The organism is Streptomyces sp. NPDC001750 (genome assembly GCF_042892615.1).
In the GTDB taxonomy this organism is placed as follows: Bacteria; Actinomycetota; Actinomycetes; order Streptomycetales; family Streptomycetaceae; genus Streptomyces.
The window spans coordinates 64,694-90,463 of sequence record NZ_JBIAUE010000007.1 but is presented as its reverse complement, the minus strand read 5'-3'; the positions used below and the strand labels follow the sequence as shown (position 1 = coordinate 90,463).

Genomic DNA, 25,770 nt, shown 5'->3' with positions numbered 1-25,770 from the left:
GCCGGTCAGTCGATCACTGGCGGAACAACCCGCCGGTCACCCCGCTGCCAGGTCTCGTCGTCCTCGACGAGATAATCCGGGCGCTCCCGCTCCTCGCGGCGTGAGTCTCCGGGACGGACATTACTGGCGGCCCCACGGCCCATCTGCCCAGCGACCCGCCCCCCGTCTCCCGTGCCCCGCACCAAGCCGGTGCCACCAGGTGTGAAGGGGCGAGTGCCCGTACTCCCAGCTTGCTGAGGACGGCCCACCATGCCGCCTGTCTCGCCTGCCAGGCGGCGGCCACCGGCGACTCCGTTCTGGCCGCTTCCCCCAACCCCGCCCATTCCAGGACCGTATCCCGTCATTCCGCGACCGGCGTGCGTGCCCTCGCCACCGACCACGGTCCCGCGAGGAAGCCCCGCCGTGGGACGCCCGGAAGGCTGTGCGACCGGACGGCCACCTACGATCCCGCTGTCCTGAGGAAGCCGCCCCACAGGCCCTGTCACCGGGCTTCCCATGACGGGAGGCCTCCCCAGGGGGCCCGCCACCGGGTTTCCGGTGACCGAAGGCATCGGCGAGCGGGGCACACCCACCTTCCCGCCGCCCGTGGTCGTCGACGGAGGCCGCACCGCGGGTCCGCCACCGAGGCTGGGAGGCAGAACGGCAGGACTGACGGGCTGACCGCCATCGGGCCTGCCAGGACTCGGCACACCGGGTTGAACCACCGGGGAATTCGGTGAGGTTGTCGGCAACGTGGCGACGCTGTCGATTTCCATGCCCACCGGACGCGGCACCGCGCCGCCGACAGGCGCCGAGACGCTCCCGTGCGCAGCCGGATGCCCAACCGAGTGCGATGCCACCCCACCAGGTGATCCGTAGCCAACTCCGGTCGCTGAAATGCCCCGTGATGCCACACCAGCAGCGCCGCCCACTGCGGCCCCGCCAGAGGCAACGTTACTGGTGGTGTGGTCCTTACCTGTCTCCGAGTCCGGCGCAATCACCTGCGGCGGAGGAGGAAACTCCGGCTTCTTCAGAGAGCCGATCCTCTCCGCCGACTGGTTGTACGCCTGGGAGAGCTTCGTCATCTCCCTGGCCATGGCGTCCTTCTCCGTGCGCAGCTCCCGCGCCAGCAACACCGCGTCCGGGTCGTTCGGCGTCGAGAGAGCCGCCTTCAAGGAGGCTTCCGCACCCGCCTTGGGGCGCGGTGCCGCCGCCTTGGCCGCGGCGATCGCCTGGGCCGCCTCACCGAGGCGCTTCGACGCCTCCTTGCTGTACAGCCCCAACCTCAGGGTGGCATTGGCCAGATCCGCGCTCCAGGTGCGGAAGGAATTCGCTCCCTCACCCTTCCACTCCACCATCTGCGGACGGACCTTCAGCTCCTCACCGATCTTGTCGATCTCGGTCGCCGCGCTCAGCAGACGGTCGGCCGCCCCTTGCACAGCCGCATTGTCGGCCTTGTCCAGCCAAGCAATCATTCGCTCATGCGGCATGTCGTCGAACGATGTCGTACCCATCTCACTCCCCCGTCCCGCCCGGTATCGAGCCAACGACCTTCATCAAGAGATGTCCCCGGTGCCTGCCGTATCGCCATCCGGCTCCGCGGGAGCCGGTTGTTTACCGGCGTGCTTTTCCTCATCAGGGACCGGGTTGTACTCCCCGTGGTAGTGCGCCTGCGTTTGCCTCTTGATCGCGTCCATACGGTCGCGGATGTCCTCATCGAGGTTCTGGTAGCCCTTGTGCGCCCCGAGGACCGCGATGCTCAAGCCCTCGATGGAGTCCGACAGCAGCTTCGAGAGAGTTTCCAGCTCCTTGATGATGAGGGAGTACGACGCGTAGAGGCCGTCCGCCTCCGCCCACTCGCCCTTTACGCCGCCGAAGTGATCACGCGAGGCTCGCTCCTCGCCGACCTTGTGCGGCCCCGCCGGCGAAGCCTTGAGGTCGCGCAGGATCTCCTCGATCCGTTCACGGAACTTGGTGAACGACGAGAGCTCGGTGACCAGGTCGCCCACCGCCGCCTGAGCGACGGCGCCGATCGGGCTGATGGCGCCCAGGGCTCCGAGGCCGCCCATGACGGCCGATGACAGTGGCGAAGACTCGACTCCCGGTTCGTTCTGTCCCACAGCAACCCCTCCCCCGTCCGGCAACAGCCGATCGCTGCTCAGGTGTTCACCTTAGTCAACCCCCATGACAGCGTGCACCTCCGGGTTGCACCTGCAACCCGGATCTCGCCAACGGTGCGGGCATCAGGAGTTGGGGGTCACCACCGCCGACTGAGGCCTGATCGGGAGGCGGTTGACGGGGCGGCCGGTGGCGGCCCTCACCGCTGCGGCGACGGCGGCGGGGGAGGTCACGACGGGGACCGCGGAGGCCGGCTTGGCGCCGAACGGGGCGACCACGTCGCGTTCTTCGAGGAGTTTGACGATGCGAATGTCGGGCGCGTCCAGGGCGGTCGGGAGCGAGTAGCCGGTGAGGTCGGGGTGGCGGACCAGGCCGCGAGTGGTGCGGAGGTTCTCGGTGAGAGCCGCGCCGATGCCCTGGGTGACGCCCGCTTCGATGCGGGCGGCCAGCTGGGACGGGTTGAGGATCCGGCCGACGTCCTGGGCGACCGCCATCTCCACCACGCGTACGGAGCCCAGTTCGATGTCGACGTCCACCACGGCGCGGATCGCGCAGAAGGCGAGGCCGACGAAGGCGTCGCCCTGGCCCGACTCGTCCAGGGGCTCGGTCGGGTGGGGGCGGCACTGGGCGGTGGCCCAGAGTTCCTTGCCGTCCATGGCCTCGGTGACCGTCGTGGACAGCACGCCGTCGTACGACGTGATCTTGCCGTCGTTGATCTGCAGCAGTTCTGTGGACATGCCGAACTTGTGGGCCAGCGGCTGAAGAAGCTGCGTGCGGACCATCTTGGCGGCGCGCTCCACCGCTCCGGCGGAGACCCAGGTGTGGCGGCCGTGCGTGGTCGGACCGGCCGGGGGCTGATCGGTGTCGACGGGCGCGACGTGCACCTCCTCGATGCCCAGGGTCTCCTGGACGACCTGGCGGGCGAGGGTGGAGAAGCCCTGGCCCGTCTCGACCGCCGCGCAGATGACCGTGGCGACGCCGCCATGGACCTTGACCGTGGCGGTGGAGACCTCGTCGGCACCCTCGGCGCCGAGCATGTGGACCATGCCGAGCGCGTAGCCGACGCCCCGTCGCACCGCGCCGGGTTCGCCCGCGCCCTCCGGGCCGCCGGGGAGCAGCCAGTCGGCCTCCGGGGTGTCCTTGGGGAGAGTGGGAAGGGGGAAGTCGCGGACGGCTTGGAGGAGTTCGGCCACCGGTGCCGGACAGGTCACCGTCTGGCCGGTGGGCAGGATGTCGCCTGTGGCCAGGGCGTTGCGCATGCGCAGTTCGGCCGGATCCATGCCGAGCTTGGCGGCCAGCTTGTCCATCTGGCCCTCGTACGCCGCGCACACCTGCATCGCACCCTCGCCGCGCACATGGCCGGACGGCGGGTTGTTCGTACGGACGGCCCAGCCCTCGATGAACGCGTGCGGCACGACGTACGGGCCACAGGCGAACGCGACGGCCGCGGCCAGCGATTCGGACGACGAGTCGGCGTAGGCCCCCGCGTCGAGCAGGATCTGGGCCTCGACCTTCACCAGTCGGCCCTCGGTGTCCGCGTGGTGGCGGTAGCGCAGGAGGGTGGGGTGGCGGTGGGCATGGCCGAGGAAGGACTCCTCGCGGGTGGCGGCCAGCTTGACCGGGCAACCGGTGCGCAACGCGAGGAGTCCCAGGGGCAGTTGGAAACTGGGGTCCTCGCGGTCGCCGGTCGCGCCGGGCACACCGGTGACGACGACCTTCACCCGGTCCGGTTCGAGGCCGAAGCAGGCGGCGGCGAGATCGCGGTCGGTGTGCGGGTCGGTGGAGGCGGTGTAGATCTCCACGCCGCCGTCGGGGCGGGGCACGGCCAGTCCGGCCTCGGCGCCGATCGGGGCCGGGTCCTGGCGGCCGATGCGGTACAGGCCCTCGACGACGAGGTCCCCGGTGGCCTCCGGGTCGCCGTAGCGCAGCGGGATGTGGCGGATCAGGTTGCCGTCGGGGTGCAACGGTTCGGCGGCGAACGCCTTCTCCGGGTCGGTGACCGGATCGAGGACCTCGTACTCGACGGCGATGGCCGCGGCGGCGAGGCGGGCCGTGTCGGGGTGGTCGGCGGCGACCGCGGCGATCGGTTCGCCGTGGTGGCGTACGACGTCGGAGGCGAAGACCGGACGGTCGACGACCTTGCGTCCGTACGTGCCCTCACCCGGTACGTCCGCGTGGGTCACGACGGCCCGTACCCCTGGCATCCCGGCGGCGCCCGAGGTGTCGATGGAGACGATACGGGCGTGCGGGTGCGGGGATCGGAGGACGGCCGCCCACAGCAGGCCCTCGGCCCAGAGGTCGGCGGCGTACGGGAAGGTGCCCTCGGTCTTCGCGCGCGCGTCGGCGGGCATGAGGGAGACGCCGAGGCCGAGCGCGGCCGGCTCGGTGTCGGGTCCCTCGGCCTGCGGGGTGGCGATCCGTGTGCTGGTCGCGGTGGCCGCGGTGGCCGCGTCCTTGCTCACGCCATGCCTCCGTCCTGCGGGAGCGGCTGGACACCGGCGGCGCCGGGGGCCGCCTGGTGCGGAATGTGGGGCTCGTCGGACTCCGGGGACGTGGAGTCCGACGAAACGGGGGCGGCGTGCGCTTCGCGGCCCGCGATGACCTCGTTCACGGCGTCGAGTACGCCGCGGTAGCCGGAACAGCGGCAGAGATTGCCGCAGAGCGCCTTGCGCGTCTCCAGTTCGCTGGGGGCGTGGTTGCCCTCCAGCAGGTCGTGGACGGTCATCGCGATGCCCGGGATGCAGAAACCGCACTGGACCGCGCCGCACTTGGCGAGGGCGCGCTGGACGTCGGACGGTTCGCCGTTCACGGCCAGCCCCTCGACCGTCCGGACTTCGCTGCCAGCCGTGGTGGCCGCGGGAACCAGGCAGGACGCGACCAGGCGCCCGTCCACCTGGACGTTGCAGGCACCGCACTCGCCCTGCGAGCAGCCGTCCTTGGCGCCCGCGAGGCCGAGACGCTCGCGGAGTACGTAGAGCAGCGACTCGCCGATCCAGGCGTCGGTGACGGGACGGTCGGTGCCGTTCACGTGCAGGACGTAGGAGGCGGCGGGATGCTCGTCGGGAACGCCCAACGGCTGCGGGTCGGTCCGCTCGGAGGCGGCGGACTCCGTGTCGGTGGACCGCGGGCCGGCCGACTGCGGATCGGCCTGCTCGGAGTCGGCGGGCCGGGGGCCCGTGGGCTGCGGTTCGGCCGGGTCTGATCCGGTCGGCTCCGGATCGGTCGGCTCCGGGCCGCTCGGCTCCGGGCCGCTCGGCTCCGGGCCGCTCGGCTCCGAGGCGGCGGGCTCGGCGCCGGTGGGGTGGAGATCCGTGGGGCGGAGATCCGTGGGGCGGAGATCCGTGGAGTGGAGATCCGTGGGGCGGAGATCTGCGGGCCGGGGGTCGGCCTGCGGGTGCGGCTCGGCGGAGTCCGCCCCGGTTGCCTCCATCTCGATCGCCACCTCGGCGAGGCGGGCGTCCGCAGGCCGCGCGTCCGGCGACGGGCTCACCGACGCAGAGTTGTCCGGCGGGGTCTCCGGTGACGCCATGTTCGGTGACGCCGTGTCGGTGGGCACGCCGGAAGCCGCGTCCGACAGCGGAAGGTCTGCCTCCGCAACGCGCTCGGCACCGGGACCGGCACCCGCACCGGGCTCGATGTCGGCATCGTCGCCGAGGGCCGCGGCCTGCGCGGGATGCGCCCCGGGAACGGGCGCGTCCGAGGCAGCGGGAATGGAAGCGGGATCGGGATCGGTGACGAGCGAGGTTCCGGCGGCGGCACCGGGGCCGGAGCCGCCCTCGGCGGACATCTCCCGGGCCGCCTCGGCGGTCCGAGGAGTGTCCTCGTACGCCACGGGCGCCGCGTCGGAGTGCGCGGCGGCGCTCGCCCCGGGAGAAGTTGCCGTGGGGTCGGGGGCGGTCGGCTCCGTCGCGGGTGCGGCGGCGCTCTCCGATGTCCGTTCCCCCGGTTCGACAGCCTCGCCGGGCGCGGACGCTGCGGGCACGGGCGTTCCGGGCACGGGCGCGGGGACCGGTTCGGGCTCGGAGGCGTGGGCCGACTCGGTCGCGGGGCCGGCCGCGGGCTCGCGCTCGGCGTGGGGATCGGTCTGGACGTCGGTACGGGGCTCGGGCTGGTGCGGGGCGCGGGTATCGGCCTCGGCCGCGGGGCCCTGCTCGGGCTCCGCCACCGGGTGCTGAGCCGCCCACGGCGCGGGCGCGCCGCCCGGCAACGTGGCCGGCGGGGTCCGGTCCGCGTACCACTGGGAGGCCAGCGCCGAGGCCGCGAACTCGCCCGACTCCTCCGGCAGATCGCCCTCGGCGACCGGAATCGTCCATTGGCCGGTGTGCCCGGAACCACCGACGTGACCGGCCTGACCGGTGTGGTCCGTGTGGTCGGTGTGGTCCGTGTGGTCCGTGCTGTGGTCGCTCAGGCCCGGCTGAACGCCGGAGTCGGTCTGCCCGTTGTGACCGGGGTGCTCGACGTGCTCGGTGTGGTGAGGGGTGTGGTCGGTGTGGTGTGGGGTGTAGCCGGTGTGGCTGTTGTGGTCCGCGTGAGTTGCCGGATCGCCGTGGCTCGCCGGAGCCGCTTGCACACCCTGACCGGGGGCCCCGCCGTATGCGTCGTAACCGGTGTAGCCGTCGTAACCGGAAAGGTCCGTGTGCCCGGTGTGGCCAGCGTGGTCGACGTGACCGACGTGACCAGGGAGGGGGACGTGACCGGTGTGATCGACATGTCCGGCGTACCCACCGGGCTCGACATGCCCGACGGACCCGGCGTGCCCACCATGCCCGCCAGGCTCGACATTCCCGGCGGACTCGGCGTCAGCGGCCTCGTGGAAGTTCCACTGGCCCGTCGCGGGCGGGTCCTCGTACGGCGGTGTCTGCGGGTACCCGTATCCGTACGACGCCTGCTGCTGGTTCGGGTCCGGCCAGTGCACCGCGTCCGGCGCCGTCGGGGCGGGCTGCTCCGTTGACGGGGCCTGTTCCTGACGGCTCTGCGGTTGCGCGACCCAGTTCTGCGTGGTCGCGGGGTCGAACCCGGCGGCGGGGGTCAACGGCACGATCATCGGCGGTACGTAGCCGTGGCCGGGCGCGGCCAGCGGGATGTTCGCCAGGTCCTCCGGCGACAGGTGGACGAATGCGGTCGCCTCGGTGTCGAACTCGCCGCCCTGCGGCGTCGGCTGCCAGCCGCCGTGCTGCGAGGTCGGCCGGGGCTGCTCGCCCTGCCCGTACTGCTCGCCCTGCTGGTACTGCTCCCCCTGACCGTACTGCTCGTGCTGCTTGTTGCGGTCCTCGTTGCTCACGACAGTGCCCTCCCCAGCGCGCGCCGGGCCAGTGCGGCGACGGTACGCCGCAGATGCAGTACGGCGGGGGGCAGCGGTGGTGCTTCTCCCCCCTCGACGGGCGGTGCCTGGTCCGGGACGCAGGCGGCGGCGACGTACTCACCGAAGGCGGCCAGCGCCTCGGGGGCCAGGCCCCGGGCACCGTCCCAGTCGATCAGTGAGGCGATCCAGTGCTCGGCCTCCAGCGGGCGCAGCGGCATCGGCGCGATGGCGCCGACCGCGCAACGCACCCCGCGCCGGGCCGGGTCGAGGACTATCGCGACGGAAGCGGTGGCACGGCCGGGGCCCGTGCGGCCGGTGGCCTTGAGGAAGACCTGGGGGGCGTGCAGCAGCGGTACGCGGACGAAGCCGATCAGCTCGGCCGGTTCGAGCATGTCGCGGCCGGCCAGCAGGTGCGAGACCGGGATCTCCCGTCGGGTGCCGTTCGGGCCCGCGATGACGAGGTCGGCCTCCAGGGCGGCGAGGACCGGGAGGGAGTCGCCGGTCGGCGCGGCGGTGGCGATGTTGCCGCCGAGCGTTCCGGCGTTGCGGATCTGGGGCGGGCCGGCGGCGCGCGCGGCCGCGGCCAGGGCGGGGATGAGGGCGGCGAAGTCCGGCCGCCCCATGCGCGCGTGGGTGAGCCCCGCACCGAGCAGGGCGTGGCCGTCCTGGTAGTGCCAGCCGCGCAGCTCGCTGATGCGGCCGAGGCCGACCAGCCCCGAGGGACGCAACAGCCCCTTGTTGACGGCCGACATCAGGTCTGTTCCGCCCGCCACAGGAACGGCGGCAGGCATGGCGCCGAGTGCCGCCACGGCCTCGTCGAGCGAGGCCGGCAACGTCACGGACTGCGTCGCCTGCGGTGCGTGCGTGGTCAACCCAGCTGCCCCTTCCCGGTGTCCCGGCTGTCCGGCTTGTATCGCCGTACGGTACGTGCTCGAAGCCTGGACGTGGCAACTCTGGCACATCTTCCGACCGGGCCGACGCGAGGGTCCACGAAGGGCGTATCCGTCCGTGAGCAGGGGGGATGATCCCGATTCGCTCCGCTTCGACGTGGCCGAGGAATTGCCACTGTTCGGCGAATTCCATAGGGCTCGTCCTGTACGCCGTGCTTCTCGTACGGTCGGCTTCCGTACGCCGTCCTTCCCGTACGAGCCGGTCGCGTACGCCGTCCTTCCCGTACGAGCCGGTCGCGTACACCGCCCTTCCCGGAGGCAGCCCTTCCTCTGCGGAACGTCCCGCGGGTGGCCGGGCGCACGAGACGGGAACGCCTCCGGCCGTCACGCTCCTTCGGGAGGGGCGTGACGGCCGGAGACGGGGCGAGGGCCAGGATCACACGTTCGGGGGCGGTCCCTCCAAGGGGCGTCCGAGCACGCCCGGCCGCTGCTGCCGGGGCAGCGGGCCGGACGGTGGCCGGTAGTCGACGCCCAGCGCGTCGAGTCGGGCATAGTGCGCGGTCATGCGCCGTTGGAAGGCGGCGAAGTCCCGGTCGGCGGAGGCGGGCAGCGTCGACCAGGCGACCTCGGCGAACGCGGCGAGGCGCGGGAAGACCTGGTAGTCGACGCGGGCCCGGTTCTGCATGACCTCGGTCCAGACGTTGGCCTGGGTGCCGAGGATGTGACGGGCCGCCTCCTCGGAGAGGCCCGGCGGGACGGGATCGAAGCGGTAGACGTCCTCCAGGGTGCGGATGAAGCCGATGGGCATCGGCTCGTCGGGGCCGCCGTCCTGACGGTGGTCCAGGTAGACGTGCTGTTCCGGACACATCACGACGTCGTGGCCGGCCTCGGCGGCGGTGATGCCTCCGCCGTAGCCGCGCCAGGACGAGACGGCGGCGCCCGCCGGGAGACCGCCTTCGAGGATCTCGTCCCATCCGATGAGACGGCGTCCGCGCGCGGTGAGCCAGGTGTCGAAGTGCCGGATGATCCAGGACTGGAGTTCGTCCTCGTTGGCCAGGCCGAGCTCCTCGATCCGGGACTGGGCGACCGCGGAGTCCTTCCACTGCTCCTTGCGGCACTCGTCGCCGCCGATGTGGATGAAGGGCGAGGTGGCGGCGGGGAAGAGTTCGAGGACCTCTTCGAGGACGCCCTCGAAGAAGCGCAGGGTGTTGTCGGTGGGGGCGAGTACGTTGGCGTTGATGCCCCAGGTGTCCCAGACGGAGAGGGTGGTGGTGTCGATGACGTCGGTGTTGCCCAATTCCGGGTACGCGGCGATGGCGGCCTGCGAGTGGCCGGGGATGTCGATCTCGGGCACGACCCGGATATGCCGCTCGGCGGCGTACGCGACGATCTCGCGGATGTCGTCCTGCGTGTAGTGGCCGCCGTGCGGGGTCTCGTCCCACAGCTCCGAGGCCCGGTGGCCGTGCTTGGTGCGTGACCGCCAGGAACCGACCTCGGTGAGCCTGGGGTGGCGCTTGATCTCGATGCGCCAGCCCTGGTCGTCGGTGAGGTGGAAGTGGAAGACGTTGAGCTTGTGGGCGGCGAGGAGGTCGAGGTAGCGCAGGACGTCGTCCTTGGGCAGGAAGTGCCGTGCCACGTCGAGCATCATGCCGCGCCAGGGGAAGCGGGGTGAGTCCTCGATCTGCGCGAAGGGGATGACGCGGCGCGTACCGGGGTTGACGGGCGCGCGCCGGAATGCCTCGGGACCCAGGAGCTGACGCAGCGTCTGCGCGCCCCAGAAGACGCCGGCGGGGCTGCCTCCGGTGATCTCGACGCCGTCGGGGGTCGAGGCCAGCCGGTAGCCCTCGGGCTCCAGGGCGGGGTCGAGCCCCAGCCGGATCGTGCGCGCGGCGTCCTCGCCGCCGGGGGCGAGCGGGAGGCCGAAGGCGGCGCCGAGGGTGGAGCGCAGCCAGCGTTCGGTGTTCTCGGTACCGGGGGCGGCCGTGATGGTGGTGGCGGAGTCCAGCGGGAGCCCGTCCGGCGCCCCGTTCCCCGCGCCGTCGGCGCCCGTGGGGTCACCGGCGCCGTCGGCGCGCACGGGGGCCGGGATGAGGTCCATGTCCATGACGTCAGTCCTTTACCGCCCCGCCCAGTCCCGAGACCAGGCGGCGCTGTACGAGTACGAAGAAGACCAGCACGGGAATGGTCATCACCGTCGAGGCGGCCATGATCCCTCCCCAGTCGTTCTCGTCGGGTTTGAAGAAGACCAGCAGCGCCATCGGGAGCGTCGACTGGGAGGTGTCGCTGATGATGAACGACTTCGCGAACAGGAAGTCGTTCCAGGTCGAGATGAACGAGAAGACGCTGGTGGCGACCAGGCCGGGGAAGACCAGCGGGAAGAGGATCTGCCACAGGAAGCGGGTGCGGCTCGCGCCGTCGAGATAGGCGGCCTCCTCCAGGGCCTCCGGCACGGCGCGGACGAAGCCGCGCAGCATCCAGATCGCGAACGGCAGCGAGAAGGCGAGGTGCGGAAGGATCAGCGAGCCGAGCGTGTTCAGCTGCCCGAAGTCCCGCATCAGGAAGAACAGCGGGATGGTCAGCGCCTCCACCGGCACCATCTGCGCGACCAGGAACATGATCAGCAGCGTGGTGCGGAACCGGAAGCGGAACCGTGTCACGGCCGTCGCCGCCAGGAAGGCGATCGCCGCGGAGACGAGGACGACCGTGCCGGCGACGATCACGCTGTTGAGGAAGTACCGTCCGAAGTCCTGCTGTTCGAAGACCCGGCGGAACGAGTCCAGGGACGGCGACAGCGTCCAAGGGCGCGCTTCGGTGGACTGGATCTCCCCGGCCGGTTTGAAGGCGGAGAGCACCATCCAGTACAGCGGGAAGGCGACCGCGGCGGCGATCAGCAGGGCCGCGGCCTCGGCGGCCAGCCGGCTGGGCCGACGGACGCGCAGCGGGTTCGGCCGGCCGGATCCACGGACGCGGAGCGTGTTCGGCGTGCTCACAGTTCCTCCCCCCGGCGCCGCATCAGGCGCAGGTAGACCAGCGTGACGGCCAGCAGGATCAGCAGCATCACGACGCCGATCGCCGAGCCGAGGCTGTACTGCGAGGACGCGAACGCCTTCTGGTACGCGTACACGTTGAGCACCAGGTTCTGGCCGGCGATGCCGCCGCCGTTGGTCATGACGTAGATCTGGGTGAAGACCTTGAAGTCCCAGATGATCGACTGGATGGTGACGACGAGGAGGATCGGCCGCAGCATCGGGGCCATGACCGACCGCCAGATCCGCCACTGCGAGGCCCCGTCCAGCGCCGCCGCTTCGAGGACCTCGGTGGGGATCGCCCGGATACCCGCGTACACGGTCACCATCACGAACGGGAACGAGCACCACAGGACTTCGAGGAGCACCAGGGCGAAGGCGCTGTAGCGCCCGTACGTCCAGGAGAAGTCCCCGAGCCCCAGCACCCGGTTGACCGGACCGAAGTCCGGGTCGAAGAGAAACACCCAGACGGTGGAACCGGTGATCGCGGGCGTCGCCCACGCGCCGAGCGCGGCCAGCATCAGCACCAGCCGCGGCACGGCCCGGATGCGGGTCAGCAGGACGGCGAGCGCGCAGCCGACCAGCAGCGTGGCCACGACGCAGGCCGCGGCGAAGACCACGGTCGCCAGGAGGACCTGCCAGAACTGGCCGTCGCCGAAGAGCGTCGCGTAGTTCCCGAAGCCCTGGAAGGTGGTCGGCTCGCCGCCGCTCACCTGGGCCTGGGTGTACTCCAGGAACGAGATCAGGCCGAGCTGGTAGATCGGGTAGACGAGCAGCCCACCGAGGAGGACGAGGGCGGGCAGCAGATAGAGCCACGGGGTCCAGCCGGAGCGGTGGGCGGGCGAGGCGGGGCGGCGGCGGGGCCGGGGCGGGCGGACGCGGGCCGTACCGGTCCCGCCGCCCGCTCCGGACGCGCCGGGCGTCTTGTACGCCGTGCCGGTCGCGGCGCGCGCGCCGGTGGCGGTACCGGTCGCGGTGCCGGACGACGTGGCGCACGCGCCGGTGACCGCGCCGTCCGGCCCGTCGCCCGCCGCGCTGCCCGCGGCGTCGTTCGTCGTGTTCGAGGTCATCGTCAGCCCGCGTCGGCGAACGCCGCGTCCATCTTCTTCGCCGCGTCGTCCGAGGCCGCCGCCACGTCCTTACGGCCGCTGACGATCTCCTGGAACATCGTCGGCAGGACCAGCGAGGAGTCGATGGAGCCCCAGCCGGGCGAGGCGGGGACGAATTTGGCGCCCGCGCCGAGCGTCTTGACGAACGGTTCGACGAACGGCTCCTTCTTCGCGGCCGTGTCCCGCACGTCCGTGTACGTCGGCAGGAAGCCCATCGCGTCGAACATCTTCTCCTGGGTCCCCTTGCCGGTCAGGGACTTCATCAGGTCCACGGCGAGGGTGCGGTGCGGGCTGCTCTTGAGCACGCCGATGTTGTTGCCGCCCGCGAACGCCGGAGCGACGGAGCCTTCCTCGACTCCGGGCAGCGGCACCACCGCGTACTTGCCCTTCACGGCCCCCGCCTCGACGGTCGCGTGGCTGAAGTCGCCGCCGATCGCCATGGCGGCCTTGCCGGAGGCGAACGCGGTGACGGTCGCGTTGCCGCCCATGGACGCGCACTTGGCGGCCGGGCAGTTGTCGTCGCCGAAGAGGGAGGTGTACGCCTCGATGCCCTTGCGGGCCTTGTCACTGTTGATGGCCGCCTTGTACGTGCCGCCGCTCTCCTCGGCCAGTTCGCCACCGTTCGCCCAGATGAACGGCATCGCGCCGTAGGTGTACGCGCCGCCGACCGCCAGCCCGTACAGGTCCGGCTTCTTCTGGTGGATCTTCTTCGCGGTGGAGATCAGCTCGGCCTGGGACTTGGGGGCCTCGATCCCCAACTCCTCGAAGACGTCGGTGCGGTAGTACAGCGCCCGTACGCCGACGAAGAGGGGCGCCCCATAGACCTTGTCACCGACGGTGACCGACTGCTTGGCGGTCGGATCGATGTCCTTGGCCTCGTCCCAGGCGGCGAACTCCTTGCTGACGTCGGCGAGTCCGCCGTCCTTGACGTATCCGGCGGTGTCCGTGTTGCCGTACTCGATGACGTCGGGGGCGCTCTTCGGGTCGTTGAACGCGGCCTTGATGCGCTGGGCGCGGGTGTCGACCGGGATGTACTCGACCTCCACCTTCGCGCCCTTGTGCGCCTTCTCGAACTCGGCGACCGCGGCGTCGACGACCTGTTCCTTGGGCTTGTTGCCGACCTCCTGGAAGAGCCAGACCCGCAGCGTGCCGGTCTTCTCGTCCCCCTTGGCACCGGTGTCGGAGGTCTGTGGCGCGCAGGCGGTGGCGGTGAGCCCCGCCAGCACAAGCGCCGCGGCCGGGGCGGCGATTCGGGCAGAAAGCTTCATCCGTGAACTCCTACCGCCAGGCGTTGCAACATATGCAACGCGCGTTTCGTTCTGCACAACTGGCAGGAGAGTAGGTGCGCACGCGCGACGCCGACAAGTGGTCTCAACCACTCTGTGACCCAGGGACGCAGCCCGTGCAACGCATGCAGACCACGCAATGCGAACAGAACGCCCAAGACGCGCAAATCATCTGATGGAGCCCGGACCGCGCGACGGGTGAACGCGATCTGCGCGACGCGGGAGGCCCCGCGTTCCCGCGCCTCGACGCAACGCAAAAGGTCCCCGGGGCGTGCGTCGACGCACGCCCCGGGGACCCGAAAGCCCTGGTGCCCGAACGTTTCCGAACGGTCCCGGAGAATTCCGAACTGTTCCAAACGGTGTGCGGACCGCTCGGCCCCTTCGGGGACCGCTCGAACCCTCAGGGACCGCTCGAGCCCTCAGGGACCGCTCGAACCTTTCAGGAAGGACCGCTCACGGACCGCAGCGGACTACTTCTTGTCCTTGCCGCCCTTGTCCTTGCCGCCACCGGAGCCCATGGACTCGTAGATCTCCTTGCACAGGGGGCAGACCGGGTACTTCTTGGGGTCGCGCCCCGGTACCCAGACCTTGCCGCACAGTGCGACCACGGGGGTGCCCTCCAGGGCACTCGCCATGATCTTGTCCTTCTGGACGTAATGGGCGAAGCGCTCGTGGTCGCCGTCGCCGTTCGACACCTGCGGCGTCGGCTCTACGAGGGTGCCCGTACCTGCCCCGCGCTCGGGCTCAAGAGTGCTCATAGAGGCCAAGGGTACTGAAAGCCGGGGACTTCAGTTCAGCGACGGGTCGTCGGGATACGTGGCGATCATGGCCAGTTCGCTGCGCTGGCGGCGCAGAACCGCCCGCCAGAGGTGCTCCGGACGCGGCGAGGAGACGTCCCCCGGCTCGGACTCCACGACGTACCAGGCACCGCTGGTCAGCTCCTTCTCCAGCTGCCCGGGGCCCCAGCCGGCGTACCCGGCGAAGATCCGCAGCGAGCCGAGGGCGGCGGCCAGCAGCTCAGGCGGCGCCTCCAGGTCCACCAGACCGATCGCCCCGTACACCCGGCGCCAGCCGAGGGGCCCCTCGTCGCCGGGGATGACGGCCACGCCGAGCGCGGAGTCGAGCGAGACCGGGCCGCCCTGGAAGACGACGCCCGGTTCGCCGGTCAGTCCGGCCCAGGATGTGAGGATGTCGCCGACGCCCACCGGGGTCGGCCGGTTCAGGACCACGCCGAGCGAGCCCTCCTCGTCGTGGTCGAGGAGCAGCACCACGGCGCGGTCGAAATTCGGATCCGCGAGCGCGGGTGTGGCCACGAGCAGTCGCCCTGTGAGCGAGGACACCTCGGTCATGGCAGAAATGATCCCGCATCTCGGCCCCCGAGGGGGAGCGGCCGGGCCCGCCGGTCGCCGAGCCGGGCTCCACGCGCAGCTCAGGGCGCACGGATGCACGAGGAGCGCGCGGACGGGCGGGCACGACGGGCCGGACGACAGTCGCGACGGAGCGGGCCGGAAACCCTAGCGGACGGTAACCCTCCGCAAGAGCGGAGAAGCAGAGCGTGTTGTGGCGAATTCATGACGTTCGCGCACCCCCGGCTCCCTGCGGGAAGGGGGACGATGGGCCATTACCCTTTCGTTTGGCCCCTGCCCGACCACTCCGGAACGCGAGATTCATGACCGGCACAGACGATGTCCTGCTTGTCCACGGCGGAACCCCGCTGGAGGGCGAGATCCGCGTCAGAGGCGCCAAGAACCTGGTGCCGAAGGCAATGGTCGCCGCGCTGCTCGGCAGCGGGCCCAGCCGACTGCGCAACGTGCCCGACATCCGCGACGTGCGGGTGGTGCGGGGTCTGCTGCAGTTGCACGGCGTGACGGTGCGCCCGGGTGACGAGCCGGGCGAGCTGGTCCTGGACCCGACCCATGTCGAGAGCGCCAACGTCGCCGACATCGACGCCCACGCGGGTTCCTCGCGCATCCCGATCCTCTTCTGTGGCCCCCTGCTGCACCGGCTCGGCCACGCGTTCATCCCCGGACTCGGCGGATGCGACATCGGCGGCCGACCGATCGACTTCCACTTCGACGTGCTGCGGCGGTTCGGCGCGACCATCGAGAAGCGCGCGGACGGCCAGTACCTGGAGGCTCCGCAGCGGCTGCGCGGCACGAAGATCCGGCTGCCGTACCCCTCGGTGGGCTCCACCGAGCAGGTGCTGCTCACGGCGGTGCTCGCCGAGGGCGTCACCGAACTGTCCAACGCGGCGGTCGAGCCGGAGATCGAGGACCTCATCTGCGTGCTGCAGAAGATGGGCGCGATCATCTCGATGGACACCGACCGGACGATCCGGATCACCGGCGTCGACCGGCTGGACGGTTACACGCACCGGGCGATCCCGGACCGCCTGGAGGCGGCCTCCTGGGCGTCCGCGGCGCTGGCCACCGAGGGCAACATCTACGTGCGGGGCGCACAGCAGCGCTCGATGATGACGTTCCTGAACACCTTCCGCAAGGTCGGCGGAGCGTTCGAGATCGACGACGAGGGCATCCGCTTCTGGCACCCCGGCGGCGCGCTGAACGCCATCGCGCTGGAGACGGACGTGCACCCCGGTTTCCAGACCGACTGGCAGCAGCCGCTGGTCGTGGCCCTGACCCAGGCGTCGGGCCTGTCCATCGTCCACGAGACGGTGTATGAGTCGCGGCTCGGCTTCACCTCCGCGCTCAACCAGATGGGCGCGCACATCCAGCTCTACCGCGAGTGCCTGGGCGGCTCGGACTGCCGCTTCGGCCAGCGCAACTTCCTGCACTCGGCGGTGGTGTCCGGCCCCACGAAGCTCCAGGGCGCGGACCTGGTCATCCCCGACCTGCGCGGAGGCTTCTCGTACCTGATCGCGGCACTGGCGGCACAGGGCACCTCGCGGGTGCACGGCATCGACCTGATCAACCGCGGCTACGAGAACTTCATGGAGAAGCTGGAGAAGCTGGGCGCGAACGTGGAGTTGCCGGGCGGCGCGCTGGTCTGAGCCACGGCGGTCCGCGCCGGTGCCGGGAACGGTGCCGGCCGGACTGCGGCCCGGGTTCGGAGGCGGGCCGATGCCGGGCCGGGATTCCGCGACGGATCGCCGTCGGCCCGGTACCGGGCCGCGTTCCGCGCGGTCGACGGCTGCTGACGGGGGTTCGGGGCACTGCCCCGGGCCCCCGTCCGGCGTGCTCGGATCCATCCCCCCAGAAGCGTTTGGAAGCTCCCGGACCCCCTCACGAGCGGCGTCCGGCGTGCAGGGGTCTTTTCCGCGGACGGGTCCCGCGTACGACGTCCGTCGCGGCGGAGGCGGCCTCCGCGGCGCCCGTGGGCCCGGTCCGGGCGGTGCGCCTCGCAGGCCGGGCGGCGTGCCTACGGCCACCGGACGGGCGGCGAAGGGGCCGCGGATGGCCGACGGCGGGCCGCAACGGCCCCTCTCGGGCCGGTACACGGAAGGGCGGTCACCCTGATCGGGTGCCCGCCCTTCGTCGCGTCCATGAGGGCTTACTTGCCCTTGGCGGCTTCCTTGAGCTTGGAGCCCGCGGAGACCTTCACGCTGTAACCGGCCGGGATGTTGATCGGGTCGCCGGTCTGCGGGTTACGAGCGGTGCGAGCGGCACGGTGGGTGCGCTCGAAGGTCAGAAAGCCGGGGATGGTGACCTTCTCGTCGCCCTTGGCGACGACCTCACCGACGGTCTCGGCGAGCGCGGCCAGCACGGCGTCGGCGTCCTTGCGGGTCACCTCGGCACGGTCGGCCAGGGCGGCCACCAGCTCACTGCGGTTCATGTTGTTACTCCCGTGTTCTTCTTGCCTGTGAGGCGTGAGATCGAAGCCGATGCTGCCAGGGCCCTCGGACAGTCCCCGGACCCGGGTCTTTCGTCAGACCCTCGCGCCCGATTACGCATCCTGCCCCCACCTGCGGCGGGAAAGCCAATCCGGCACCCTCCGGAGTCACACGAAAAGCACCACTTCCTCGCCGTGGTGACGCTCCGTCGACGCCGCGGAAGCGGTCCGCAGCGGGTGCGGGGCTGTGCGGGACGCGCCGCCCGCCCACCCTAAAGGGGCGTTTGGGGCGCCGCGACCCGCGACGCGCCGTAGGCCGGTCCGACCTGGGTCAGATCGACGTGGGGCCCGTCACAGCGCCTCCCGCGGCCTTCGCCGCGTCACGGACGGCACCGGCGACCGCGCCCGCCACCTTGTCGTTGAAGACCGACGGGATGATGTAGTTCGCGTTCACCTCGTCCTCGGCGACGACATCGGCGAGCGCGCGGGCCGCCGCGAGCATCATGTCCGTGTTGACGGCGCGGGACTGGGCGTCGAGCAGGCCGCGGAAGACGCCCGGGAAGACCAGCACGTTGTTGATCTGGTTCGGGAAGTCGGAACGGCCGGTGGCGACAACTGCGGCCGTCTGACGGGCGATTGCCGGGTCCACCTCCGGGTCCGGGTTCGCGAGCGCGAACACGATCGCGCCGTCGGCCATGGCCGCGACGTCCGAGCCGTCCAGGACGTTGGGGGCGGAGACGCCGATGAAGACGTCCGCGCCGACGACGGCCTCCTTGAGGGTCCCGGTGACGGACTCGGGGTTGGTGTTGTCCGCGATCCAGCGCAGCGGCGAGTCGGGGGCGGCGGAGAGCAGGTCCTCGCGGCCCTCGTGCACCACGCCGTGGATGTCGGCGACGACGGCGTGCTTGACACCCGCGGCGAGGAGGAGCTTGAGGATGGCCGTACCGGCCGCTCCGGCGCCGGACATGACGACCCGTACGTCCCCGATTCCCTTGCCCACCACGCGAAGCGCGTTGGTCAGCGCGGCCAGCACCACGATGGCGGTGCCGTGCTGGTCGTCGTGGAAGACCGGGATGTCCAGGGCCTCGCGCAGGCGCGCCTCGATCTCGAAGCAGCGGGGCGCGGAGATGTCCTCCAGGTTGATGCCCGCGAAGCCGGGCGCGATCGCCTTGACGATCTCGACGATGGCGTCGCTGTCCTGGGTGTCGAGGCAGATCGGCCAGGCGTCGATGCCGGCGAACCGCTTGAAGAGGGCCGCCTTGCCCTCCATCACGGGCAGGGCGGCCTTCGGCCCGATGTTGCCGAGGCCCAGCACGGCGGAGCCGTCCGTCACAACTGCGACGGAATTGCGCTTGATGGTGAGGCGGCGCGCGTCCTCGGGGTTCTCGGCGATCGCCATGCAGACGCGGGCCACGCCCGGGGTGTAGATCATCGAGAGGTCGTCGCGGTTGCGGATGGGGTGCTTGGACGCCATCTCGATCTTGCCGCCGAGGTGCATCAGGAACGTACGGTCGGAGACCTTGCCCAGGACAACACCCTCGATGCCGCGCAGCTTCTCGACGATCTCGTCGGCGTGCGCGGTGGAGGTGGCGGCGATGGTGACGTCGATCCGCAGCTTCTCGTGGCCGGACGCGGTCACGTCGAGGCCGGTGACCGAGCCACCGGAGGACTCGACGGCCGTGGTGAGCTGGGAGACGGACGTGCCGCTCGCGGGCACCTCCAGCCTGACCGTCATCGAGTACGAGACGCTGGGCGCCGTTGCCATGGCCGAGTCCTTCGCTTTCCTTAGCTTCTTTGCCGCGCGGCCGGGGCGCTCGCCTCGGACGTGCTTTCCGAATCGTCGCACCTACCGACCAGTAGCCGGTAATGACTGCCACATCCCGGAAAGCAGTTTCCACCATACGAGATGGCATGACCGGGCGGAAGACCGGCCCCGGCGAGGCCGCCCACTCCGTACCGGATCGGGCACGTCCGGTACGTCGGCATCCAGCACATCCGGCGTCCGGTACGAGCCGGATGCGGCCCGGGACCGTCCCCGTGAACGAGAACAGACCCGCGCCACCAGGAGGTGACGCGGGTCTGTCATCTGCTTGAACGGCACCGACCCGCCATGCTCGCCTCGCGGCAAGTGGTCGCTCGAAGCGACGAAGGTTGGGCCCGGGGGCTTGGATCGAGCCGGTGCCGCACACCAGGCTAACAAACACCTCGGAAAAGCGATTCCCGGAGCCCAGCGCGAATTCCGATCCGGCCGCGGGGAGACCCGATCCGGCTCCCGGAACCCCGTACGGCGGCCGGGGCCCGACCGGTTCCCGGACCCCGGTCACCCCCTGCCGTGCCGAGCGCGCCCGCGGCCCCGCGTGCCCTCAGTCCCGCAGCAGGTCCGGGACGCCGTCCTCGTCAGGCAGGTCACGCTCGCCCGAGACCACCGTGAGCTGCTGCGTCGCACGCGTCAGCGCCACGTACAGCACCCGCAGGCCGGCCGGGGACTCGTCGGCGATCTCGGCGGGCGAGACGACCACCGTGGCGTCGTACTCCAGGCCCTTCGCCTCCAGGCTGCCCAGCGCGACCACCCGCTCACCGAGACCGGCGAGCCATTCGCGGGCCTGCGCCCGGCGATTCATCGCGACGACCACGCCGACGGTCCCGTCGACCTCGGCCAGCAGGCGCCGCGCCTCCTCGCGCACCGAGGCGGCCGGATCGCCGTCCCGTACGGTCGTGAAGCGCGGCTTCACCCCGGTGGAGCGGACCGCGGCCGGTGACTCGCTCCCGGGCATCGCCAGCGCGAGGACCTTGGCCGCCAGCTCGGCGATCTCCGCCGGGTTCCGGTAGTTGACCGTGAGGGTGAAGTGGCGGCGCGGCCGGGTGCCGAGCGCCTCGTCGCGCGCCCGCGCGGCCTCGTCCGGGTCGGACCAGGAGGACTGGGCCGGGTCACCGACGATCGTCCAGGTGGCGTGCCGGCCACGGCGGCCGACCATGCGCCACTGCATGGGCGTCAGGTCCTGCGCCTCGTCGACGATGACGTGCGCGTACTCCGTGCGCTCGGCCGCCAGCCGCTCGGCCCGCTCGCGCTGGGTCTCCTCGCGCCGCGGCATCAGCTCCTCCAGGCCGCTGAGCTGGTCCAGCGGGTCCAGTTCGCGCTTCTTCTTCGGCCGGGTCGGGGTCCCGAGCAGCATCTGGAGCTCGTCGAGCATCGCCACGTCGTGCACGGAGAGCGGGCCGTCGCCGTTCCGGTCGAGGCGCTTCAGGGAACGGGCCAGGCGGCGCACCTCGCCCTGGTTGAGGACCCGGCGCGACCAGCGGCCGAGCCGCCTCTCGTCGGCCATCGCGGCGAGCACCCCGCGCGGGGTGAGCTCGGGCCACCAGGCGTCCAGGAACTCGATGAAGGGGGTCTCGGTGGAGACGTCCTCGTCGAAGGAGGAACGCAGTTCGGCCACGAGTTCGGGGTCGGTGTAGCGGCCCCGGCCGGACGACTTGTTCCACAGGGCGTCCAGAAGCATTCTGCGGGCGCGCGGGCGCAGGAGGTTGACCGGAGCGGTGCCGCCGAGCACCGACTGCCGGATGCGGCGCAGTTCGTCGGCGTCCAGTTCGACGCGAGCACCGAACGCGACGACCCGCAGCCGGGTCGGGGTGGCCGGGGGCGCACCGGCGGTGCCGGTCGCCACATCGGTCGCATCGTGCACGTCGGTCGCGTCGGCCATGTCGCCGAAGGAGAGCTGGCCGCCCTCGCGGCCCTTCGCCCCGCCCGGGGCGCCGGGTCGTTCCAGCGCGCCGCGCGCGGCCTTGCGCAGCACCTGGAGCATCCGGGAGGAGCCCTTGATCCGGGCGACGGCGGGTTCGTCGTAGACGGTGGCGCCCTCGGGGCCCGCCGCCTCGTCGGAGAGCGAGCCGACCGCGCGGATCGCGACCTGCCCCTCCTCCCCCAGTGAGGGCAGCACGCCTTCGGTGTACGCGACGAGGAGCGGGGTCGGCGAGACGACGAGGATGCCGCCCGCGTAGCGCCGCCGGTCCTGGTAGAGGAGGTACGCGGCGCGGTGCAGGGCGACGGCGGTCTTGCCGGTGCCGGGGCCGCCGGACACCTCGGTGACGGAGGCGGCGGGGGCCCGGATCACCAGGTCCTGCTCGGCCTGGATGGAGGAGACGATGTCCCGCATGGTGTGGCTGCGGGCCTGGCCGAGCGCCGCCATCAGGGCGCCGTCGCCGATGACGGGAAGCCGCTGACCGTCGAGGTACGCGGTCAGCTCGGGACGCATCAGGTCGTCCTCGACACCGAGGACCCGGCGGCCCTTGGAACGGATGACCCTGCGGCGCACCACCCGGCCCGGGTCCTTCGGCGTCGACCGGTAGAAGGGCGCGGCGGCCGGGGCACGCCAGTCGATGACCAGGGGCGCGTACTCGGAGTCGAGGACGCCGATCCGGCCGATGTGCAGCGTCTCCGCGATGTCGGCCGAGCCGTCCTCGCGTACGGCGTCGTCGGCCGGCTCGACCGAGGTGTACGCGCCGTCGGCGCCCCGCTCGCCGTCCTTGCCGAGCAGCAGGTCGATGCGTCCGAAGAGGAAGTCCTCGAACTCGCTGTTCAGCCGGTTGAGGTGGATCCCGGCCCGGAACACCTGGGCGTCTCGCTCGGCGAGTGCTCCCGGGGTGCCGACCTGCCCCCGCTTGGCGGCGTCGTCCATGAGGAACTCCGCCTCGTGGATCTTCTCCTCGAGGCGACGGTACACACGGTCGAGATGTTCTTGCTCGACACCGGTCTCCCGGTCCCGCAATGAATCGACAGCGGCATCCTGCGCGGCCACCGAGGCCCCCTTCTGACGTGCATCGGGCAGCCGTCAACCATATGCGAACGGGGCCCGCCGCGCACCTGCCGCACAGGAGAAGGGCGTGGCGGGCCGCGTTCCCCTCTTCCTCCCTCACCGTGCCTCGTCTCCGGGCTCGCGTGCTTGCGCCCCGTCCTCGGTGGGACGGCGCCGCCGCCCCTTGCCGTCACGCCGGATCGGCGTCCGCGACCGCCGTGACGGCCGCGGCCGCCGCCACCCGGCGCCGGTGACGGGCCACTCGTTCCCGGTTCCCGCACACCTCGCTGGAGCACCAGCGGCGCCGGTGTCCGCGCGAGGTGTCCAGATAGAGCCGCCGGCAGTTGTCGGCCTCGCAGCGACGCAGTCCGGCCCGCGCCACCGGGTCGGTCAGGAGTTCCACGGCGTCGCGGGCCACGGCGGCCAGCAGCGCCCCGCACTCGGGGTCGCCGTTCAGTGTCCGTATCAGCGTGCCGCCGCTGCCCCGTACGGCCCGGAGGCCCGGCGGCGGCTCCGCGGCGAGCGCGTTGACCCGCTCCAGTGCGTCCAGGGCTGCCTCGGGCCTGCGGCCTCCGCCGATTTCGGCGGTCAGCAGCCGCTCGACGCCCGTCCTCAGCTGGCGGAAGCGCTCCACCCAGCTGTCGTCCACGGCACCGAGGTGGGTGCCGTGCGGTACGAGTCCGGTGGCGAGCAGCCAGTCGGCGAGCCGCTCGGCGCCGTCGAGCAGTTCGCACGCCCCGGACGTGCCGGTTCCCGTCGCCACCAGGTCCAGGCAGGGGCGGCCGGAGCCGAACCGCCAGTCGTACGCACTCTTGCCCGCTGCCATGTATGCGTCACCGCCTCGGGGTCCCCGCCGGAGGTCTCCCCCAGAGTGCCCCTCGGCCGACCGGCCCGGAACCCCTGGCGCCGTACGGGGGTGCGGCTACGGCCTTGCGGAGGTCCTGCCGACGCTGCCGCCATGGCCGCGGGAGGGCCACCGGCACGTACGGTTCCGCCCCGGGGGCGCCGGGCGACGAGCCTCCTGAACGCCCGCCGCCCGCGCCCCGGGGCCTTCCACGGGAGGGCCTGGAGCCGGGGCTCAGTCGGTCGGCGGGTCGTCGTGCAGGATCCGCTGGAACAGCCGGTGGTCGCGCCATTCGCCGTTGATGTGCAGACAGCGCGGGGCCATCCCGTACTCCTCGAAGCCGCACTTGACGAGCACCCGCTGGGACGCCACGTTGTCCAGGAGCGTCCCAGCCTCGACCCGGTGCAGCCGCAGATCGTCCCTGGCCGACTCGCAGATCCGGCGCACGGCGGCCGTGGCCAGCCCCCGGCCCGCGCACTCGACGTCCATCCAGTAGCCGAGCGCGCCACTGCGGAACGGCCCGAGCACGATGCCGTTGAGGTTGAATCCGCCCATTACGCGGTCCTGCTCGTCCGCGAGCACCCACGACATCGACCGCCCCGCGTCCCGATCCGCGAGCATCCCGGCCAGCCGCTCCCGCTGCCCGTCCTCGGTGTAGAAGGCCTCGGGCCGCACGGGCTCCCAGGGCCGCATGTACGCGCGGCTGCGGGTCAACGCCGCGGCGAGGGAAGCGGCGTCGGCCATGGTGGCGGGGCGGAGTCGTACCTCCGCGTCGAGCTGATGGGAGTCGTTGATCATCCCTTCAGGTTATCCCCGTGCCGCCGAACGGCCCCAGCCCCGCGGGCCTCACCGCGCCCTCCTCCTGCCCTCTTCCACGTTCCGGTCCTCGCGCCGCCCCGCCCGCCGCTCCTCACTACCCCTCGTGCCGCGCCCTCGCCAGGTCCACCAGCCGGTCGAACGTGCGGTTCAGCTCCGCCCGCCGGGTCTTCTTGTACTCCTCCTCGGGTTCCAGACCGTCGATGGTCCGTTCCCACACGTCCATGAACGTCCGCTTCCACGCCTCGGCCACCGCCGGCTCCGGCACCACCGCGCCGACGTATCCCCGCTCCGCGATCAAGCACAGCAGATCGATGTCGCACGGCACGACCACCCCCCAGTAGTCGTCCGGCTCCAGACCCACCGGATCGCCCGCCATCGCCTCCTCGATCTCCGAGAGGAGACGCCCGGTGATCCCCGACAGGTGGTCCGCCGCCGTGTCGCTGTCGAAATTCCCGCTGCCCCAAGTGCCCATGGTCTTCCCCTCCGCCGGTCGTCGCGCACGTGTCCCCGTTGCCTCAGGTTCTATCGCACGGCACTGACAACACCGGCCGGACCGGGTGCCGTCACGCGCCCCGGAGGTCCGGGGGCCCGGTGTCCTCGGCCGGGTCCAGCTCCAGCCGGTAGCCGCGTATGACCACCGTCCGGACGAGCTCGGGTACGCCCAGCGCGGTGCGCAGCTTCGCCACGGCCGTCTCCACCGCGTGCTCGTCCGTGCCGCCGCCGGGCAGCGCGCGCAGCAGGTCGGCGCGGCCCACCACCCAGCCCGGCCGACGGGCCAGGGTGTGCAGCAGGGCCATTCCGGCGGGCGGCACCGGGCGCGGTTCGCCGTCGACGACCACGGCATGGCCACGGATCTGGACGCGGTGCCCCGCGACCGTCAGCACCGGTGCCCTCGCGGGGAGTTCGTGGCACAGCAGCTGGACGAGCGGGGCGAGCCGGAAGCGTTCCGGCTGGACGGTGTCGATGCCGAGCGCCTGCAACGGCCGGGCCGTGACGGGCCCGACGCAGGCCACGAGTACGTCCTCTCGCAGCGCGCTCAGGAGTTCCGGCGACTGCCCGCGCCTTTCCGCCCGTCCGAGCAACGAGGTGGCGGCCGGGGCGCTGGTGAAGGTGAGCGCGTCCACGCCGCGGGCCAGAACGGCGTCGAGCAGCCGGTCGAGCGGTGCGATGTCCTCGGGGTCCGTCCAGCGGTAGACGGGTACGGCGACGACCTCGGCGCCCGCCGCTCGGAGCGGCTCGATGAAGCCCTGGAGGGGTTCGCCGTGCAGTTGGAGGGCGATCCGGCGTCCCACCACGCCTTCGGTGAGGAGCCGGTCGAGCACCTCGTCCATGGATTCGGAGGCGGGTGACCAGCTCTCGGTCAGCCCGGCCGCCCGTACGGCGCCCTTGACCTTCGGGCCGCGGGCCAGCAGTTCGGCTCCGCGCAGGGCCGCCGCCAGCCGGTCGCCGATGCCCCAGCCGTCGGCGGCCTCCATCCAGCCCCGGAAGCCCACGGCGGTGGTGGCGACGACCACGTCGGGGACGGAACCGATGACTTCCCGGGTGGCGGCGAGGAGTTCGGTGTCGTCGGCGAGCGGCACGATCCGCAGGGCCGGTGCGTGCAGGACGGTGGCGCCCCGCCGCTCCAGCAGCGCCCCGAACTCCTCCGCGCGACGTGCGGCGGTGACCCCGACGGTGAACCCGGTGAGGGGTTCGTGCTCTTCACGCATGTGCTCGTCCCGGCTCTCGTTCCGGCCTCGTTCCGGTGCCGCCCTGCCGGCGCTCGTTCCCACTGCCGTCCGGACGGCGAAGGTACACCACCGGGCGTCGTCCACCGGC

The 25,770-nt window shown here is 71.8% G+C and carries 19 protein-coding genes; 1 reads left to right on the top strand and 18 read right to left on the bottom strand.

Annotated features, from left to right (window positions below):
- Nucleotides 1-5: 5 nt before the first annotated feature.
- From ACFYY6_RS13955 to ACFYY6_RS13905, 11 genes are all read right to left on the bottom strand, one after another.
- Nucleotides 6-1,493: a hypothetical protein gene (locus ACFYY6_RS13955; protein ID WP_389193204.1), complete on the bottom strand. Its 1,488-nt coding sequence runs from the start codon at nucleotides 1,491-1,493 to the stop codon at nucleotides 6-8.
- A gap of 42 nt (nucleotides 1,494-1,535) precedes the next feature.
- A complete protein-coding gene (locus ACFYY6_RS13950; RefSeq protein WP_389193201.1) occupies nucleotides 1,536-2,099 on the bottom strand; it encodes a hypothetical protein in 564 nt (187 codons plus the stop codon).
- Nucleotides 2,100-2,222: 123 nt separating this feature from the next.
- Entirely contained in the window at nucleotides 2,223-4,559 is a 2,337-nt protein-coding gene (locus ACFYY6_RS13945; RefSeq protein WP_351516656.1) for a molybdopterin cofactor-binding domain-containing protein, read from the bottom strand.
- Nucleotides 4,556-7,378, bottom strand: coding sequence for a 2Fe-2S iron-sulfur cluster-binding protein (locus ACFYY6_RS13940; protein WP_389193198.1), 2,823 nt, complete (start codon nucleotides 7,376-7,378; stop codon nucleotides 4,556-4,558). Before ACFYY6_RS13940 ends, ACFYY6_RS13945 begins: the two co-directional genes overlap by 4 nt.
- The gene (locus ACFYY6_RS13935) at nucleotides 7,375-8,271 is read right to left on the bottom strand and encodes an FAD binding domain-containing protein (protein WP_360112864.1); all 897 of its coding nucleotides are present in this window, start codon (nucleotides 8,269-8,271) and stop codon (nucleotides 7,375-7,377) included. The genes ACFYY6_RS13940 and ACFYY6_RS13935 overlap by 4 nt, the downstream gene beginning before the upstream one ends.
- A 454-nt stretch (nucleotides 8,272-8,725) precedes the next feature.
- On the bottom strand, nucleotides 8,726-10,393 hold the full coding sequence (locus ACFYY6_RS13930; protein WP_389193195.1) for a beta-N-acetylhexosaminidase: 1,668 nt from the start codon (nucleotides 10,391-10,393) through the stop codon (nucleotides 8,726-8,728).
- 4 nt (nucleotides 10,394-10,397) lie between these two features.
- A complete protein-coding gene (locus tag ACFYY6_RS13925) occupies nucleotides 10,398-11,279 on the bottom strand; it encodes a carbohydrate ABC transporter permease (protein ID WP_351516651.1) in 882 nt (293 codons plus the stop codon).
- Nucleotides 11,276-12,121: a carbohydrate ABC transporter permease gene (locus tag ACFYY6_RS13920; RefSeq protein WP_073783627.1), complete on the bottom strand. Its 846-nt coding sequence runs from the start codon at nucleotides 12,119-12,121 to the stop codon at nucleotides 11,276-11,278. Before ACFYY6_RS13920 ends, ACFYY6_RS13925 begins: the two co-directional genes overlap by 4 nt.
- Nucleotides 12,122-12,387: 266 nt before the next feature.
- Nucleotides 12,388-13,692 (bottom strand): extracellular solute-binding protein, encoded by a 1,305-nt coding sequence (locus ACFYY6_RS13915; RefSeq protein WP_389193192.1) that lies wholly within the window; start codon nucleotides 13,690-13,692, stop codon nucleotides 12,388-12,390.
- Nucleotides 13,693-14,180: 488 nt separating this feature from the next.
- On the bottom strand, nucleotides 14,181-14,468 hold the full coding sequence (locus ACFYY6_RS13910) for a DUF3039 domain-containing protein (protein WP_073783451.1): 288 nt from the start codon (nucleotides 14,466-14,468) through the stop codon (nucleotides 14,181-14,183).
- 30 nt (nucleotides 14,469-14,498) lie between these two features.
- Nucleotides 14,499-15,059 carry a YqgE/AlgH family protein gene (locus ACFYY6_RS13905; RefSeq protein ID WP_351516648.1) on the bottom strand — a complete coding sequence of 187 codons (561 nt, stop codon included), beginning with the start codon at nucleotides 15,057-15,059 and terminating at the stop codon, nucleotides 14,499-14,501.
- A 320-nt stretch (nucleotides 15,060-15,379) separates the two neighbouring features.
- On the opposite strand from ACFYY6_RS13905, the gene murA reads away from it, so the two are divergent.
- Nucleotides 15,380-16,720 (top strand): UDP-N-acetylglucosamine 1-carboxyvinyltransferase, encoded by a 1,341-nt coding sequence (murA, locus tag ACFYY6_RS13900; protein ID WP_073783455.1) that lies wholly within the window; start codon nucleotides 15,380-15,382, stop codon nucleotides 16,718-16,720.
- 500 nt (nucleotides 16,721-17,220) lie between these two features.
- Here murA and ACFYY6_RS13895 read toward each other — a convergent pair whose 3' ends face one another.
- The 7 genes from ACFYY6_RS13895 to ACFYY6_RS13865 all read right to left on the bottom strand — a co-directional run bounded on the left by ACFYY6_RS13895 (nucleotide 17,221) and on the right by ACFYY6_RS13865 (nucleotide 25,661).
- A complete protein-coding gene (locus ACFYY6_RS13895; protein WP_017237029.1) occupies nucleotides 17,221-17,502 on the bottom strand; it encodes an HU family DNA-binding protein in 282 nt (93 codons plus the stop codon).
- Between the two features lie 328 nt (nucleotides 17,503-17,830).
- Complete coding sequence (locus tag ACFYY6_RS13890) at nucleotides 17,831-19,264, bottom strand: NAD-dependent malic enzyme (RefSeq protein ID WP_351516646.1); 1,434 nt, start codon at nucleotides 19,262-19,264, stop codon at nucleotides 17,831-17,833.
- Nucleotides 19,265-19,862: 598 nt separating this feature from the next.
- On the bottom strand, nucleotides 19,863-22,292 hold the full coding sequence (locus ACFYY6_RS13885) for a UvrD-helicase domain-containing protein (protein ID WP_351626768.1): 2,430 nt from the start codon (nucleotides 22,290-22,292) through the stop codon (nucleotides 19,863-19,865).
- 187 nt (nucleotides 22,293-22,479) lie between these two features.
- Nucleotides 22,480-23,115 (bottom strand): CGNR zinc finger domain-containing protein, encoded by a 636-nt coding sequence (locus ACFYY6_RS13880; RefSeq protein ID WP_389193189.1) that lies wholly within the window; start codon nucleotides 23,113-23,115, stop codon nucleotides 22,480-22,482.
- Nucleotides 23,116-23,367: 252 nt separating this feature from the next.
- Nucleotides 23,368-23,931 (bottom strand): GNAT family protein, encoded by a 564-nt coding sequence (locus tag ACFYY6_RS13875; protein ID WP_351516642.1) that lies wholly within the window; start codon nucleotides 23,929-23,931, stop codon nucleotides 23,368-23,370.
- 115 nt (nucleotides 23,932-24,046) lie between these two features.
- Nucleotides 24,047-24,424 carry a DUF4259 domain-containing protein gene (locus tag ACFYY6_RS13870; RefSeq protein WP_351516641.1) on the bottom strand — a complete coding sequence of 126 codons (378 nt, stop codon included), beginning with the start codon at nucleotides 24,422-24,424 and terminating at the stop codon, nucleotides 24,047-24,049.
- 91 nt (nucleotides 24,425-24,515) lie between these two features.
- Nucleotides 24,516-25,661 (bottom strand): uroporphyrinogen-III synthase, encoded by a 1,146-nt coding sequence (locus tag ACFYY6_RS13865; RefSeq protein ID WP_389193186.1) that lies wholly within the window; start codon nucleotides 25,659-25,661, stop codon nucleotides 24,516-24,518.
- Nucleotides 25,662-25,770 lie beyond the last annotated feature (109 nt).